At 71.7% G+C, this 17,522-nt stretch carries 1 protein-coding gene; it reads left to right on the top strand.

The annotated features are described in order from the left end of the window. Window positions 1-17,522 (top strand): lonely Cys domain-containing protein (locus ACWDSL_RS43975; RefSeq protein ID WP_450494133.1); only part of this gene is annotated, 17,522 nt, incomplete at both ends.

Genomic DNA, 17,522 nt, shown 5'->3' with positions numbered 1-17,522 from the left:
AGGCGCGGCTGGCGGGGCCGGGTTCGGTGGCGTTGGTGTTGGCGCGGCGGCCGGGGTCGGTGTCGTTGGTGCGGGGGCGGCGGCCGGTGGATGGGCTGGGGCATGCGTTCGCGGCGTATCACACGGCGGATGGCGGTGTGGTGTGGGTGGACGCGTCGAAGCTCAAGGGGCGCCGGGTGTCGACGGATCCGCCGGAGGTGGGGCTGTTGTTTGACGCGCAAGCGGTGGTGGTGGGTCCGTCCGGGCGGGTGGTGGCGGACGCGCTGGAGCCGTTCGCGGAGTCGTCATCGGTGGCGCACGCGTTGCTGGACGGGGCGGTTCGCGATGAGTACGGGGCCCTCGGCACCGAGACCGAGTACCGCTATCCGCTCACCGTCCCCCTCCTCCCCGACCTGCTGCGGAGGCTTGGCGTCCTCATCCCGGAGGACCCCGAAGAGGCGCCCGATATGCGGGGGGAGATCCTCGCCGAAGGTCCCGGCATCAAGATCGCCCTCGACTCGACGCCCTTCTGGCTCGACCCCGCCACCCAGCGGCTCTATGACGTCGGTGCGCCTCAAGTGCCCCCGGGGAGTGAACTCGTCACCAGGTATATCCCGGAGGTCGTCGTCGATCCGGCGGTCTCGATTCCGGGTGAGCGACGGCAGACCCTGGCGGAGGCGGAGGCCAAGCGGAAGCTGATCCGTGACCGGCTGGCGCGCACGGCCGAGCGGGGCGGTCCGATACCGCTACGGGAGCTTCTGGAAGACCTTCCGGGGTGGGAGATCACCGAACTCGGCCAGGGAGTCATCGTTGATCCTCCCGGTCTGGGGTATGACGGCCGCTCCTACCACCAGCCCACTCTGGGCACCCCGGCGTTCGGGTTCAGGGCGGCCCAGGACCACGCTCTTGGGCGGCTGTCGGCGCCGTACCTGCTGGATCTGTTCGTGGCGGGGCGGCAGGCCGGGCAGCGGGCCGCCCGGCGACTGGTGACCCGGATCATGGGTGGCGACGAGGTACCGGCGAGGTTCCTGCCGTTCCTGTCGGTCATCCCGGATGTGGACGAGGTCTGGGGATACGCCTGGCAGATGTTCAACCAGGCCGCCGCCCAGCCGGCGACCAAACCCCCGCAGCTGTTCAAGAACATGCTGCCGCTGCCGCTGCGGCACGCGCTCGACAGCGCCCGCCGGGCACTGCGGCCGGACACGCGAGGTTTTCTCGACGAGGATCACGACGCGCTCAGCAAGCTGGTTCACGACGAGCTGACGGCGCTGATGAGGCGTTATTTCCGGCGGTACAAGCCGGGCGAAGCCGTCCCGGACGGGTTCTTCGACAGGGCGGTCGGCGACATGCTCTCCCCACGTGAGCAGGTGACGGCCGCGCTGACGGGGCGTACGTCCCAGGGGAGGCAGACCACCCCGTCCGAGACGCTCGGCATGGCGGAGTTCCCGCTGGACACCGACAGTGCCCGGCTGTCGGTCGCGCTGCTGCTGGGCGAGTTCCGGGCGCTGGCGGTGGCGGCGGACGGCCCCTTGATGACCGAGGAGCAGATCGAGCAGACCGACGCCGAACTGGCGGCCCTCGGTGAGCGGTTGTACCGGCGGGCGGTGGCGGCCTCGGTCCCGCTGCCCCCCGAGGAGCTGCACCGGTCGGTGCAACGGATTCTGGACAACCGGGTGGTGCGGGACTTCTCCCGGTTCCTGCGGCTGGCCGTCGAGGGCGTGCCGCACGTGGACGGCGCGCCGCGGCGGCTGCTGACCGTGAGGGGCGAGCAGGAATCGGCCGAGGCGCTGGGTCTTTACGCCCTGGGCACCCCGTTGCCCACAGCCGATCCGTTGTATCGGCTGCTGGCCGAGGTGGTGGGGGAGGCGTCCGCTTTCCTGGCGAACCGGACCGTGCCCGCCAGGGAGCGCGAGGACGTCAGTAAGGCTGTCAGGGGTGCGGAGAAGGCGCTGAAGGTTCTCCGCGAGGCGCCGACGCCGCCCGCGATCGGGTGGCTGGCGGAGGCGGAGATCGTGGCGCTGGACGGGTCCAGGGTTCCCGCGGCCCGGGTGTGGCACGTGAAGCACTCGAACCGTTCGGGCGCGCCGGTGGGGGTGTCGCTGCGCGGGGGCGGGGTGTGGCTGGGGCGGCAGGAGTCCTACGGCCTGCTGCCGGAGGTGGGCCACGTCACGGAGGTCCGGTGGGAGCAGCCGGACGGCAGCGCGGAGACGCCGGTGGTGGTGTCGGAGGGCCCGTGGGAGAAGGCGCCGTTCGGCAGGCTGTTCCTGGTCGGTTTGGACGGGGACGGGACCGCGGCGTGGTTGCCGGTGCGGTCCGAGGACGGTTCGGGTGTTTCGGGTGTGGCGATCGGCTACAAGGGGGTGATCGATTATCTCTTCGCGCGTGCGCCGGAGTTGACGGAGACGTCGTGGGACACGGATGTGCTGGTAGCGGGTGCGGATGTGGCGGGCCCGTATGCGGCTGGTCGTGATCCGCTGGAGTGGCCGCTGGCCGGTCAGGCGCTGGCCAACGGCACCGGTTTTGACCGGGGGGTGTGGGCTTCCGCCCTGGGTCTGGAGTTCGGGTTCGCCTCGGGTGTCGAGGAGGTGGTGGGCGAGGACGGTGTCACCCGGCAGGATCCGGTGGTGCGGCTTCAGTTGGCGGAGGGCGACCGGCTGGTGGGGTTCCGTCGGGAGCCGTCGTCGGTGCAGTTGGCGGTGCGGGCTGAGCGGGTGACCGGTGATCGGAGGCGGGCTGGGGATGTGCGGCGGTGGTGGCGGGCGGTCCGGCTGGTGTACGGGCCGTTGCTGGAGGACGACGGGGCGGCGTTTGACGCTGCGCTGCGTGGTTTCCGCGCGCTGGATGAGTGGCGGGCGCGCCGGCGTGACGCTTCCCCGCTGACCTGGCGCCGTCTGCGGGCCCTGACCGACGAGCACTTCGTCTCCTCCGGGCAGCCGGCCCCGCCACTGGCACAGGCGCTGCCGCAGTTCCTGGAGTGGGCCGCGGACGAGGTCGGGATGGACCTGGACCTCCTTGGCTTCGATCTGACGCCGCGGTATGAACCCCGGCGGGCGTGGGAGGAGGCCCCGGAGTCCTCGGTGGCGGGCCGGGCGGGTACCGCCGGTGGGCTGGGAGGCCCCGGGCGCCGTGGCCTTCCACGGTGGTCGGATGTGCGGCGGCTGGGTTCGCGTCTGGGGGGCTTGCGGGGCGGTTCGCCGGATGCGGGTGTGGATCCGCTGGCGGCGCACTGGCCGATCGGGCGTGTGGTGACGGTGGCGGGGCCGCGGTCTGCCGCGCTGGTGGAGGTGCCTGCCGCCGAGGCGTCTGCTGAGGCGTCTGCCGGGGTGTCCGCGGGCAAGGGGAAGGGCCGGGAGGAGTGGTTCGGTTTCGAGCGTCGGGCGGATTCTCGTTCGGAGCCGCTGGGTTACGAGGTCAGTGACGCGGGCCGGGTCAGGCTTCCCGGTGGTCCTGATGGTGTGGGGCGGGTGCTGGAGCCGGAGGGCTGGCGGCGGTTCGGTGCCGATTTCCTGCATGAGCCCAGTGGTGCGCTGCTGTACGGGGACAGCGGGTGGATCGGGCGTGCGGCCAACGCGGCCGAGGTGCTGGAGGTTTTCCCGGCGGTGCCGTACACGCTGTCCGCGGATTCCTCGGGTCTGCTGCTGGTGCCCGACGAGCGGGAAACCGGTGCTACAGCGGTCCGTATCCCGCTGACGGAGGCACCGCCCACACCAGCCCTCCCGGCCCCGGCCTCCCCGCGGCAGTCCGAGGCCCTCGACGGGGCTGTCAGGGGGATCGCACAGCTCCCCGCCGCCCGGCCACTCACCGGGGAGGCCACCGACTCCGCCGACCGAGTGCTGGCCGCGCCGGTCGCCCCGCCGGCGCCCGCGTCACCCGCCCCGGAGACGGCCGAGCCACCCGCCCTGGACGAGGCGGCGGCAGAGCGGTTGTTGGAGGCTCTGCACGGGCGGGACCTGCGGTTCCGGAGCAGCCCGTTCGACGTGGATGTGGTGGCTCGTCATGTGCTGCGTCTGCCGAAGGACGCGTCGGTGGATCAGGCGGTGCGTGCGGAGTTGTTCGGGTTGGTGCGGGATACGGAGGCGGACGGGCGGGCGGGGAGCCTGGCGGCGCTGGGGGCGTTCCATCTGGAGAGGCTGGAGGCGGCCGGGTCGGTCCGGAGCGGTCACTTCACGCGGGGGGGACACCGGATTCCGGGTCTGAACTGGCTGGAGTCGGACGCCCTGGATCTGGACACGGACTTCAGCGAGGTCCTGACGCCGCAGGCGGGTAGCTCTCCGGTCCTTGGCGGTGTCCCCGGGCGGGTGACGCCGTGGCCGAAGGGGACGCGGCCGTATGTCGTCGGGGGCGACGGCAGCAAGGACGGCAAGGTGGTGGTGCGGCTGCCGGACCGTTCGACGCTGGACGTGGATGTCGAGGAGTTCGTGGAGCTGGTGGCGGCGGATGTGGCGCGGGCGAAGCTGCCGCCGGGCACCCCGATCGTGGTGGCCGTTCCCTTCCTGGGCCGGTATGGCCCGTTGTTGCAGGAGCTGGCGGATCGTACGGGTCTGGTGGTGTGGCCGCACAGCGGTGAGGTGGAGGTCAGCCCGCTGGCCGGCGGGAAGGGCCGTATCGACACGGTCGCCGGACGGCCGGGAGTTCCCAAGGGTGCCTGGTTCCCGCTCCGGCCCGGCCAGGGGCCGGTTCTCCATGCCGGGCTGCCCGACTGGTACCGCAACGTGGTGATGTGGCCGATGGTCAGCGAGGCGATCGGCGAGCAGATGGGCCACTCCTCGTTTCTCCCCACCGAGTACGCGGAGACATTCGAGGCGAACGAACGCCACAGCGACCGGATGACGACGTACGTCGACTTCCGCTTCGCCTCGGAGACCGTTTCACCGGAGCAGGATTTGCCGCGTCCGGGTCCCGAGGGCAGCCCGTTCCCCGAGGCCGACGCGCTCCGCATCAGCGCGCATGGCATCCCGGGCTACATGGCCGTGGCGGTGCGGAGCGGGGACCGCGTGTACTACCGCTCCCTCGACAAGGACGAGGCAGCGGCGTGGGTGGCGTGGCTGGTGTCCGGGCTGCCCAAGGACCGCTGGATCGACCTCGCCTGCTGCTGCCTCGCCTCCCCCAAGGACAGCGACAGGCCGGATCCCGCCGTGGGATCCCTCTTCTACCGCGAAGTGTTCGTGGCCGATCCGCTGCGGGAGCTGTCTCCGGGACAGCACATCGTGAACAAGGCGCGGCGCTGGGCGCGTGTCTCCTACGGCCCGCAGTCGGAGATGAAGCTGCAGAGGAACGGCAAGTACGTGCGGACCCTGTTCACCGATCCCCAGGGGCGGGCCCGGGATTGGGAGCTGCCGCGGCCGGATCCGGAGGGCGCGGAGCTGGACCGGCTTGCGGTGGTGGCCAGGCTGCACTCGGGGAGTGACCCGGCGTCGGCGGAGGTGCGGGAGCGGACGCTGATAGCGGTGCGGGCGCTGAAGTTGATGTTCGGGGTGTATGCGGAGGACCGTGCCGATTTCGGGGAGCTGCTGCGGGGTGTGGCGGCGGTGGACGAGATGTGGCTGGCCGACCCGGAGTTCCGGCGGGTGGGCCCGCTGACGCTGGATCTGCTGTCGCGGGTGATCGAGGCGCGTCCGGAGGCGGCGTCCGGGGTGGATCAGGATGTTGCCCGCCGGGTGCTGGCCGCGGCGGCGGCGTGGTGGGATGCACGGCCTCGTGGTCCGCGGGGTGAGCGTGTGGACATGCTGTGGGACTTCGTGGAGCTGCCGGTGGTGCGGCTGGGCGCGCAGTGGGTGCGGGGGGATGAGGCGAGGTCCGAGGCCGCCACCGTCCTGAATCTGCCCGAACCCCGCCCGTTGGATGAGGCGCAGCGGCTGCGGATGCTGTGGGCGTGGGCGAAAACCATGGACCTGCTGAGCAAGCCTGGTGTGGACGTGGACGATCTCGCCATACGGGTGCGCCACCTGGACCCGGGCGTCGGCGTCGGGGAGTCGGAGCGTGAGGACCTGCGGACCTTGCTCACCCGGGCGTTCGCCGTGGGGCAGGACGCGTCCGACACGGACGCGGCGGCCGCGTACCACCTGGAGGTGAACTCGGCGTTCATCGCCACCGACAGGGACACGGTCCTGGACGGGGTCGAGGGGAAAAGCCGTGACTTCACGGGGGAGTCGTGGCCGCGGGTGAACCTCGCGCAGATCCGTACGTCCGGCGGGCTGGTGGACGCGCCGTGGCGGAACCGGAACCGGAAGCGGCAGGCGACCGAGCCGGTCCCCTTCCTGCTGCGGATCGAACAGGACCCGCGGGACCCGTACATCATCGAGCTGGACATCGACGGCCGTGTGTTCCGGATATCGGTCATTGAGTTCCTGCAGCTGATGGCGAACGACCCCATCCTGACCGCCAAGGGAAAGGGCACCAAGATCGTCCTGTCGCACGCCAGGACCGCTCCCCGCATGTACATCGTGGCGTGGTTGCTGGCGCAGGGGCTTGGCCGTCCTGTGCTGTGGACCAACGACCGGACGGACCTGTCCGGCACGGACGACCAGGGCGCGCCGGTGCTCACCGTGCCCGCCGGAGCGGCCTCCGCCCCCGTCTGGCAGGAGGCGCTGCCGGAGCCCCCGCCGCCGGGCACTCAGAACGCCCCGCGCCCGGTCCCGCGGCCGCTCCCCAGGCCTTCCGGGCTTCCCGCTCCCGCGGCGGCCCCGCCCGCGGCTACGACGACTACGACGGCGGCGACCGTGCCCTCGGCGGCTCCGGCGAAGCTCCACGACGGCCCCACCAGGAGCGCGCCCCCCGGGCCGGCCGACGGGACCGGCGAGGCCGGTGAGGCCCGCGGGACCGGCGAGGCCGGTGAGGTCGCGGCCCCGGGCGTGCCGCGGGCTTCGGGCGCGGACGGTGCCGGGTCGCGGGGGTCGGTGCGGGAGTTGTCGGTGCCGTCCACGCCCGTGTCCGGGGACTCCGACTCCGCTGCGCGGGTGTTCGTCGCGCCGGTCGCCCCGCAGGCGTCCGAGCCGCCCGCCTCGTACGCCCCGTCGGCGGCCGCGCCTCTCGCGCCGTCTGCCTCGCTCGCTCCGCAGAGGTCCGTGCCGTCCGCCGAGCTGCCGCCGCTGAGTGTGGTGGAGTTGGCGCCGGACGGGACGGGCCTGTCCGGGCACGGGCGGTTGGCCCTCAGCATGCCGGTGTTCCAGGTGGCGGCCGCTGGTCTGCGGAACTGGCAGGCGGGTGCCGCGCCGCCGCGGACTGACATCACCGGGTACGGCGCGGATGTCGCTGATGGTGGTGAGTGGCGCGCGCGGGCCGTGTACGCGGAGTTCACCCGCGAGCTGGACCAGGTGCTGGGCGTTCTCCAGGGGACCCCGGTCGAGGGGGTGGCGCGGCTGGCCGCGGCGGACTTCCCGATCTCCGTGCGGTGGGCTCCGGGCGGGCCTTCCGACGAGGTGGTGGCGCTTGCCGGTGTGGAGCGTGGGGTGCTGGAGCGGCAGGCGACGGTCGGCTTCACCCTTTCCCCGGACGCGGCCGCGATGGAGCGGTTGGAGGCTCTGCAGAGGCGGGACCGGAGGCTGCGGAACGAGCTGTTCGACGTGGATGTGCTGGCGCGTCGGGTGTTGCATCTGCGGGCGGGTGCGCCGGTGGATCAGGCGGTGCGTGCGTCGTTGTTCGGTCTGGTGACGGCTGCGGAGGCGGCGGGGCGTGCGGGCAGTCTGGCGGCGCTGAGTGCGTTCTATCTCGACTGGCTGGGGGCGGTCGGGCCGGCGCAGAGCAGTTACTTCACGGTGGGGGGAGACCGGGTCCCGGGTGTCAACTGGCTGGGCCCGGAAGTCATGGGGCCGATGGACGGCCTGGAGCTGGACACGGACTGGAGCGATGTCCTCGCGCCGCAGGCAGACGGTTCCCTGACCGTCGTCGGCGGTTCCAGGCGGGAGACGCCGTGGCCGAAGGGGACGAGGCCGTACGTCGTCGGGGGCGACTGGCATGCCGGGGAGGTGGTGGTGCGGCTGCCGAACGGTTCGAGGGTGGGTGTGGACGTCGAGGAGTTCATCGAGCTGGTGGCGGCGGATGTGGCGCGGGCGGGTCTGCCGCCGGGCACCGAGCTGGTGCTGGCCGTTTCCTTCCTGGGCCGCCACGTCGAGCTGTTGCAGAAGCTCGCGGACCGTACCGGCCTGGTGGTGCGGGCGCACAGCGGTGAGGTCTCGTTCAGCGTGCGGGCCGACGGGAAGGCCGGTATCGACACGGTCACCGGGCGGCCGGGGGTCCCCGTGGGTGCCTGGGTTCCGATCAGGCCGGGTCAGGGGCCGGTTCTGGATGAGAGTGTGCCCGACTGGTACCACAACGTGGTGCTGTGGCCGATCGTCAGTGAGGCGAAGGGTGAGCAGATCGGCCACTCCTCGTTCACCCCCGCCGAATACGCGCGGAACTTCGAGGAGGGGGAGCGCCACAGCGACCAGACAACGGCGTTTGTCAACTTCTACCGCTCCTTGAAGGCCCAGTCGATGGAGCAGGTGCTGGCGCGTCCGGGTCCCGAGGGCAGTCCGTTCCCCGAGAGCCACGCGCACCGCATCGGCATGCATGGCTTGCCGGGCTACGTACTCCTGGCGATGCGGGACGGGAACAGGACGGTCACCCGCCTCGTCAGCGAGGACGAGGCGGTGGCGTGGGTGAAGTGGCTGGTGTCCCGGCTGCCCAGGGACCGCTGGCTTGACCTCCTCTGCTGCTGGATCGCCTCCCCCGAGGACAGCAACAGACCAGGTCCCGCCCGCAGGAACGACTTCTCTCCCGCGGTGTTCGTGGCCAATCCGCTGCGGGAGATCTCTCTGACGCAGCGCATCGTGAACGCGACGCGGTTCTGGGCACGTGCCTCCTACGGCGAGCAGGGGATAGCGAAGCTGGCGGCGAACGGCACATACGCGAGGGGCCTGTTCACCGATTCCCAGGGGCGAGCCCGGGGGTGGGAGCTGGGGCGGCCGGAGCCGGAGGGTGCGGACCTGGAGCGGCTTGCGGTGGTGGCCGGGCTGCACTCGGGGAATGGTCCGGTGCCGGATGCGGTGCCGGATGCGGTGCTGGAGCGGACGCTGGATGCGTTGCGGGCGCTGAAGTCGATGTTCGGGGTCTATGCGGAGGACCGTGCGGACTTCGGGGAGCTGCTGCGCGGTGTGGCGGCGGTGGATTCGATGTGGCGGGCCGACGACGACTTCCGGCAGGCGGGTCCGCTGACGCTGGATCTGCTGTCGCGGGTGTTCGCGGCGCGTCCGGAGGCCGTGTCCGGAGTGGACCAGGACGTCGCCCGGCGGGTGCTGGCCGCGGCGGCGTCGGCGTGGGAGACGCGGCCCGTCGGCCCGCGGGGGGAGCGTCCGGGGCTGCCGTTGCGGGAGTTCGTGGACCTGCCGGTGGTGCGGGAGGCCGCCGAGTGGCTGGACGGGCCTGACGCGGAGAACGAGGCCGTCACTGCCCTGAACCTGTCCGGTCGGTGGACCGAGGCGGAGCGGTCGCGGATGTTCTGGGCGCGGGTGAAGACGATGGACCTGCTGAGCTCACTCGACGAGGTGGACGCGGACGACCTCGCCCAGCGGGTGCTCCATCTGGAACCGGACTTCGATGTGGACGAGTCGGAGCGCAACGACTTGCGGTCCACACTCACCTGGGCGTTCGCGGTGGGGCGGGACGCGTCCGACACGGATGTGGCGGCCGCGTTCGACCTGGAGGTGTACGGGGCGTTCAAGAACACCGGTATGGAGACGGTCCTGGACGGGGCCCGGGGGAGTGCTCGTGACTTCTCGGGGGAGCCGAGGCCACAGTCGGCGGTGAGCCTGGCGCAGGTTCGCGACGTCGGCGGTCTGGCGGACGCGCCGTGGCGGAACCAGGTCCCGGCCCCGAACCCGGCCCCGAACCCGGCCCCGAGCCCGAACCCGGCTCCGGCCCCGGCCCCGGCCCCGAGCCCGAACCCGAGCCCGAACCCGGAACAGCAAGCGGCCGTGAAGGTCCCCCATCTGGTGCGGGCCGATCTGGACCCGCAAAATCCGGACATCATCGTGCTGACCATCGAAAACACCGAGTTTCGGGTGCCGGTCGATGAACTCCCGGAGGTGATGGCGAACGACCCCGACCTGACAGCCAAGGGAGTGGGCACCGAGGTCGTCTTCTCGCACGCCGGGCTGAGTGTCGACGTCGGCGAGTTGGCGCAGCGGCTGGCGCAGCGGCTGGGCCGTTCGGTGTGGTGGACCGAGGCCCCGACGGACCTGTCCGGTGAGGACGACCTGGGCAATCGGGTGCTCACCGTGCCCGCCGGAGCGGCGTCCCGCGCCATCTGGCACAAGGCGGAGGTGGAACTCTCGCAGCTGCCCATCGAGGACGCCCCGCGCCCGGTCCCTCGGCCGCTCCCGCTCTCGCTCGGCACGCCCACCGGGCCTGCCACTCCCGCGACGACCTCGGCTCCGCCCTCGGCGGCTGTGGCCGTGGGGGCTCCGTACGGGGCGGACGAGGACGGGACGGCGACGCTCCACGGCGGTCCGGCCCTCGCCCCGGCGCCCGCTCCCCGGGTGCTGGGCCGTGGGGAGTTGGAGGGCCTGGTGGATGGTGTGGCGGTGTCGGTGCCGTCGGGTGGTGTGTCGGAGCGGCGGTGTCTGGAGCTGTTGGGTGCGTTGCGGGATGAGTTGCATCCGGGTGGGTTGCTTGCGTCGGGTGTGCGGGCGGGGGGTGTGGTGGATGAGTCGGTGCTGGATCGGGGTGACGCGGCGTCTCGTCTGGTGGTGGGTCCTGGGTGGGGTCGGGTGGGTTCGTGGGGGGCGGTGGTGGATGCGCTGGAGAAGGCGCGGCTGGCGGGGCCGGGTTCGGTGGCGTTGGTGTTGGCGCGGCGGCCGGGGTCGGTGTCGTTGGAGCGGGGGCGGCGGCCGGAGGACGGGTTGGGGCATGCGTTCGCGGCGTATCACACGGCGGATGGTGTGGTGTGGGTGGACGCGTCGAAGCGCAAGGGGCGCCGGGTGTCGACGGATCCGCCGGATGTGGGGCTGTTGTTTGACGCGCAAGCGGTGGTGGTGGGTCCGTCCGGGCGGGTGGTGGCGGACGCGCTGGAGCCGTTCGTGGAGTCGTTGTCGGTGGCACAGGCGGTGCTGGACCCGGCGGTGCGTGATGAGTACGGGGCCTTCGGCCCCGAGATCGAGTACCGGTATCCGCTCGATATCGGTCCCCTCCCTGATGACGTTCTGCGGAGGCTCGGCATCCGCATTCCGGAGCCCCCGGACGAGCCCGATTTCATGAAGGTGGTGCTGGCGCAAGGCCCTGGGGTCAAGATCGTCGTCGACAAAATCTTCCAATGGCGCCACCCCGACTCCCCGATGCCTTTTGATAATGCGTCCCAAGCGCCCCCAGGGAGCGAACGGGTCGTTATCTACATCCCGGAGGTCGTCGTTGATCCGGCGGCCTTGGTTCCGGGTGAGCGGTGGCAGTCGCTGGAGGAGGCGAGGGCCCGGCGGAGGCTGGTGCGTGACCGGCTGGCGCGGACGGGCGTGGCCGGGCGGGGCGGGCGGCCGAGGCCGTTGGTGGAGCTTCTGGGTGATCTTCCCGAGTGGGAGATCACCGAGGTCGGCCAGGTGACCACGGTCTTTCCCCTCGCCGTGGGCCACAACGGCCGCTCCTACGGGCAGTTCTCCCTGGGTACCGCCGCGGTGGGCCGCGCGATGCTCTGGCACCACTCCATCGATCGGATGTGGCCCAGGGAACTGCGTCATCTGGCCTGGGCGGGGCGGGACTTCGGGCGGCGGGTCGCCGGGGAGCTGGCGAGCAGGATCACTGGCCGTGGTGAGGTGCCGGTGGAGCTGGTCGCGTTCTTGTCGGCCATTCCGGATGTGGACGAGGCCTGGGGGTACGCGTGGCGGGCGTTCACCCACGTCGCCGCCAGGCCGCTCAACGTCACGTACCCGCAACTGCTCAAGAACTGGCTGGCGGTGGCGTCGCGGCACGCGTTCGACAGTGACCGGCGGGCTCTGCGGCCTGGTACGCGGGGCTTCCTTGATGAGCGTCATGACGGGCTCAGCGCGATCACCCACGACATGCTGAAGGTCGAAATGGAGCGCCATTTCCGGCTCTTCAAGCCGGGCGGGGGGGCTGTTCCGGAGGGGTTCTTCGACGTCGAGGTCCGCGATCCCGAAGTCGGTGACGTTCCGTCCGCGCGTGAGCATCTGACTGCCGCGTTGACGGGGCTTACGTCCCAGGGGAGGCGGATCGGCACGTACGAGTCGGTCGGCATGGACGAGCTCCCGGCCCTGGACACCAGTGGCGGCCGGCTGCTGGTCGCGCTGATGGTGGACGAGTTTCGGGCGTACGGGTTCGACCACCGGTGGGTGACCGAGGAGCAGATCGAGCAGGCCGAGGCCGAGTTGGCGGAACTCGGCAGGGCGATGTACGAGCGGGCGGTGGCGGCCTCGGTTCCGCTGTCTCCCGACGTGCTGAGCCGGTCGGTGGAGCGGATTCTGGGCGACCCGGTGGTCCGGGGATTCGCCCCGTTCCTGACCTTGCTCGACGAGGGCATCCCGCGGGCGGACGGCCCCCATCTGCGCATTCTGGGCGAGCTGGACGGGATGACCGCGGCCGACGCGCTGGGCCGTTATGCCCTGGGGCATGTCCGGTTGTCCGCGGACAGTCCGGCGTATCGGCAGGCGGCCGCGACGGTGGAGAAGGTGTCCGGGCTTCTGGCGGCCGGGGCCGTGCCTGCTGGTGAGCGTGCGCGTGTCGAGGAGGCGGTCCAGGGCGTGCGGGAGGCGTTGCGGGTCCTGCGTGAGGGGCCGGCACCGGCCGTGATCGAGTGGCCTGCGGAGATCGAGGCGCTGGATGGTACCGGGGTTCCGGTGGATCAGGTGTCGCAGGTGCAGCACCGGAATGCGTCGGGTGTGCAGGTGGGGGTGTCGCTGCGGGGGGGTGGAGCAGGCGGATCGTGGCTGCGTCGGCAGGGGTCCTACGGTCTGCTGCCGGAGGTGGATCACTTTACGGAGGTGCGGTGGGATCTGGAGGGGGGCAACGGATACCGGGCATCGGCGGTGGTGGCGGAGGGCCCGCGGAAGAAGGCGCCGTTCGGCAAGGTGTTCCTGGTCGGTGTGGACGGGGACGGGACCGTGGCACGGTTGCCGGTCCAGGGTGGGTCGATTGTGTCGTTCGTCTACGAGCGGGTGGTGGACTATCTCTTCGCGCGTGTGCCGGCGTTGACGGCAGCGTCGTGGGATACGGCTGTGTGGTGGGTGGGTGCGGATGTGGCGGGTCCGTATGCGTATGGTCGTGATCCGCTTCAGTGGCCGGTGGCGGGTCAGGTGCTGTCCAACCGCTTTGACCGGTGGTTGTGGACCTCTGCTCTGGGTGGGGAGCCCGGGTTCGCCACGCGTAGGGAGGCGGACGGGCACGGTGGGCAGAAGCAGGTCACGTGGCTGCGGCTGGAGGAGGGTGACTCGCTGGCGGGGTTCCGTCCGGAGCCGTCGTCGGTTCGGCTGGCTGTATGGGCTGAGCGGGTGGCGGGTGATCGGCGGTGGGCTGGGCATGTGGCGCGGTGGTGGCGGGCGGTTCGGCTGGTGTATGGGCCGTTGTTGGAGGATGACGAGGCGGTGTTCGAGGCTCTGCTGCGTGGTTTCCGGGCGTTGGATCAGTGGCGGGCGGGCAGGGGGGATGCTTCCCCGCTGACCTGGAGTGGTCTGCTGGATGTGGTCAACCAGTACATGGATCTGGTCAACGCGCACGTCTCCGAGTCCGGGGGGGCCCCGCTGGTGTGGTGGCAGGTGCTGCCGTTGGCTCTGGTGTCGGCCGCGGGTGAGGTCGGGGTGGAGCTGGAGCTGTCCCGCCTCGATCTGACGCCGCGGTATGTCGCTGAGCGGGCGTGGGAGCAGGCTCCGGAGCCCTCGGTGGCGGGCCGGGCGGGTGCCGCCCTGGAGGCGGCCGAGGGCTCCGGCGGGGCCGCGGCCCCGGGTGTGCCCGGGGTTTCCGGTGCGGACGGTGCCGGGGCGCGGGCGTCGGTGCGGGCGCTGTCGGTGCCGTCTACATCCGCGTCGGGGGACTCCGCTGCGCGGGTGTTCGTCGCGCCGGTCGCCCCGCAGACGTCCGAGCCGCCCGTCTCGCTCGCTCCGCAGCCGACCGCGCTACCTGCGCCTCCCGCCGCGCTCGCCCCGCAGGCGCCCGCCCCGCTCGCTCCGCAGGCGGCCGTGTTGCCTCCCGAGTTGCCGCCGTTGAGCGTGGTGGAGTTCGCGCCGGACTGGACGGGCCCGTCCGGGGACGGGCAGCGGGCCATCAGGGCGCTGGCGCTCAAGGTGGTGTCTGCCGGTATGCGGAACCGGAAGGTGGGCGCGGCGCTGCCGCGGATTGTCATCACCGGGTACGGTGCCGATGTCGCTGGTGGTGGCGAGTGGCGGGCGCGGGCTGCGTACGCGGTGTTCATGGGCCATCTGAAGCAGGTGCTGGACATCCTTCAGGTGTTGTCCGAGGGGGAGGAGCGGCTGGCCGCGGAGGACTTCCCGTTCTACGTGCAGTGGGCTCCCGGGGAACCCTCGGACGAGATGGTCGCGCTTTCCGGTGTGCCGCGTGAGGTGCTGGGGCGGCAGGCGACGGTCGGGTTCGCCCTCTCCCCGGACGCGGCGGCGGCGGAGCGGCTGGAGGCTCTGCACAAGCGGGACCGGGCGCTGCGGGGCGATCCGTTCGATGTGGATGTGGTGGCTCGTCGGGTGCTGCACCTGCCGGAGGGTGCGCCGGTGGACCAGTCGGTGCGTGCGGGGCTGCTCGGGCTGGTGGTGGAGGCCGAGGCGGCCGGGCGGGCGGGGAGCCTGGCGGCGCTGCGCGCGTTCCACCTCGAGAGGCTGGGGGCGACCGGGCCGGCCCAGAGCGGCTACTTCACGGTGGATGGACACCGGGTGCCGGGTATCAACTGGCTGGGACCGGACGTCATGGGGGCCATGGATGGCCTGGAGCTGGACACGGACTGGAGCGATGTACTTACGCCGCAGGCGGATGGTTCCCTGGCCCTCGGCGGCGGCCCCGGGCGGCAGACGCCGTGGCCGAAGGGGACGCGGCCGTATGTCGTCGGGGCCGACTGGCGGGACGGGAAGGTGGTGGTTCGGCTTCCGGACGGTTCGACGGTGGATGTGGACGTCGAGGAGTTCATCGAGCTGGTGGCGGCGGACATCGCGCGGGCGGGTCTGCCGCCGGGCACCCCGATTGTGCTGGCCATTCCCTTCCTGGGCCGCCATAGTGCGCTGTTGCAGAAGCTCGCGGACCGCACTGGCCTGGTGGTGCGGGCGCACAGCGGTGAGGTGAAGGTCAGCCCGCGGCCTGACGAGAAGAGCGATATCGGCAAGGTCGGCATCGACACGGTCACTGCACGGCCGGGAGTCCCCACGGGCGACTGGGTTCCGCTCCGGCCGGGTCAGGGGCCCGTTCTCGATGACAGCGTGCCCGACTGGTACCACAAAGTGGTGATGTGGCCGGTCGTCAGCGAGGCGATCGAAGAACAGGTCGGTTACGCCTCGTTCGAGCCCGGCGAGTACGCGAGGGACTTCGAGGAGCCGAGCCGCCACGCGGACCGGATAACGACGTTCACCCACTACCACAGCGCCTTGAACGCCCATGCCCTGGAGCAGGAGCTGCCGCGTCCGGGTCCCGAGGGCAGTCCGTTCCCCGAGAGCGATGCGTACCGCATCACCCTGCATGGCTTGCCGGGCTACGTGATTCTGACGCTGTGGGACGGGAACGACGTGGCCGAACGCTTCCTCGGCGAGGGTGATGCGGTGGCGTGGGTGACGTGGCTGGTGTCCCGGCTGCCCAAGGACCGCTGGCTGGACATCTCCTGCTGCTGGATCGGGTCGCCCAAGGACAGCAACAGCAGGGGTCCCGCCCACAGGGGCACCTTCGCCCCCGAGGTGTTCGTGGCCGATCCGCTGCGGCAGGTCTCTCTGGCGCAGCACATCATGAACGCGACGCAACGCTGGGCGCGTGTCTCCTACGGCCCGCAGGGGCTGGGAAAGGTGGACGGCAAGTACGTGCGGTCCCTGTTCGTCGATCCCCAGGGGCGGCTGCGGGAGTTCGCCCCGGGCCGGCCGGAGCCGGAGGGCGCGGAGCTGGACCGGCTCGCGGTGGTGGCCGGGCTGCACTCGGGGGCCGACGCGGTGCCGGCGGCGGTGCGGGAGCGGACGCTGATTGCGTTGCGGGCGCTGAAGTTGATGTTTGGGCTCTATGTGGAGGACCGTGCCGACTTCGGGGAGCTGCTGCGGGGGGTGGCGGCGGTGGACTCGATGTGGCTGGCCGACCCGGACTTCCGGCGGGCGGGTCCGCTGATGCTGGATCTGCTGCGGCAGGTGATCGCGGCTCGTCCGGAGGCCGCGTCCGGGGTGGACCAGGACGTCGCCCGCCGGGTGTTGGCCGCGGCGGCGACGGCGTGGGAGACACGGCCCCGCGGCCCGCAGGGGGAGCGCGTGGGGCTGCCGTTGCGGGAGTTCGTGGACCTGCCGGTGGTGCGGGAGGCCGCCGAGTGGCTGGACGGGGATGAAGCGAAGGCCGAGGCCGTCACCGTCCTGAAGCTGTCCGGCCGCCGTCCGATGGTTGAGGCGGAGCGGTCGCGGATGCTCTGGGCGCGGGTCAAGACCATGGAACTGCTGAGCACAACCGAGATGGAGCTGGACGACCTCGCCCAGCAGGTGCTCCACATGGACCCGCCCTTCGACGTGGACGAGTCGAACCTCAACAAGCTGCGGGCCGCGCTCACCCACGCGTTCGCCGTGGGGCGGGACGCGTTCGACACGGACGTGGCGGCCACGTTCAACCTGGAGGTGCACGGGGCGTTCGATGACACCGCCACCGGCATGGACACGGTCCTGGACGGGGCCAAGGGGAGCGGTCGTGACGTCACGGGGGAGCCGCGCCCGCAGTCGAGGGTGAACCTGGCGCAGGTCATTACGTCCGGCGGTCTGGTGGACGCGCCATGGCGGAACCGGAATCCGAACCAGCAGGCGGCCGCGAAGGTCCCCCACCTGGTGCGCGCCGAACTGGATCCGCAGGACCCGGACACCATTCTGATGGCCATCGGAGGCCGTGACTTCCGGGGGCCGATCAGTGAGTTCCTGGAGATGGTGGCGAGGGACCCCACCCTGATAGCCAAGGAAAGGGGCACCGAGGTCGTCTTTTCGCACGCCGGGCTGGGTACCGCCGCCGACGAGGTGGTGTGGATGCTGGCGCAGCGGCTGGGCTGTCCCGTGTGGTGGATCGACGCCCCGACGAACCTGTCCGGCAAGGACGGCCAGGGCAATCCGGTGCTCACCGTGGCCGCCGGAGCGGCCTCCGGCGCCGTCTGGCAGAAGGCGGCGGTGGAGCCCCCGCCGCGCGTTCAGCACGCCCCGCTCCCGGTCCCACGGCCGCTCCCGCTCCCGCTCCGCAGGCCCTCCGGGTCTCCCGCTCCCACGACGGCCCCGCCCGCGACGGCCCCGCCCGCGGCGACCACGGCCACAACGACGGCCACAACGACGGCGGCGGCCCCGCCCGCGACGGCCCCGCTCTCGGTGGCTTCGGCGGCGCCCCACGGCGGCGCCGTCAGGAGCGCGCCCCTGGGA

The organism is Streptomyces sp. NPDC000941 (assembly GCF_053599555.1).
This window is presented reverse-complemented; position numbering and strand designations above follow the sequence as displayed.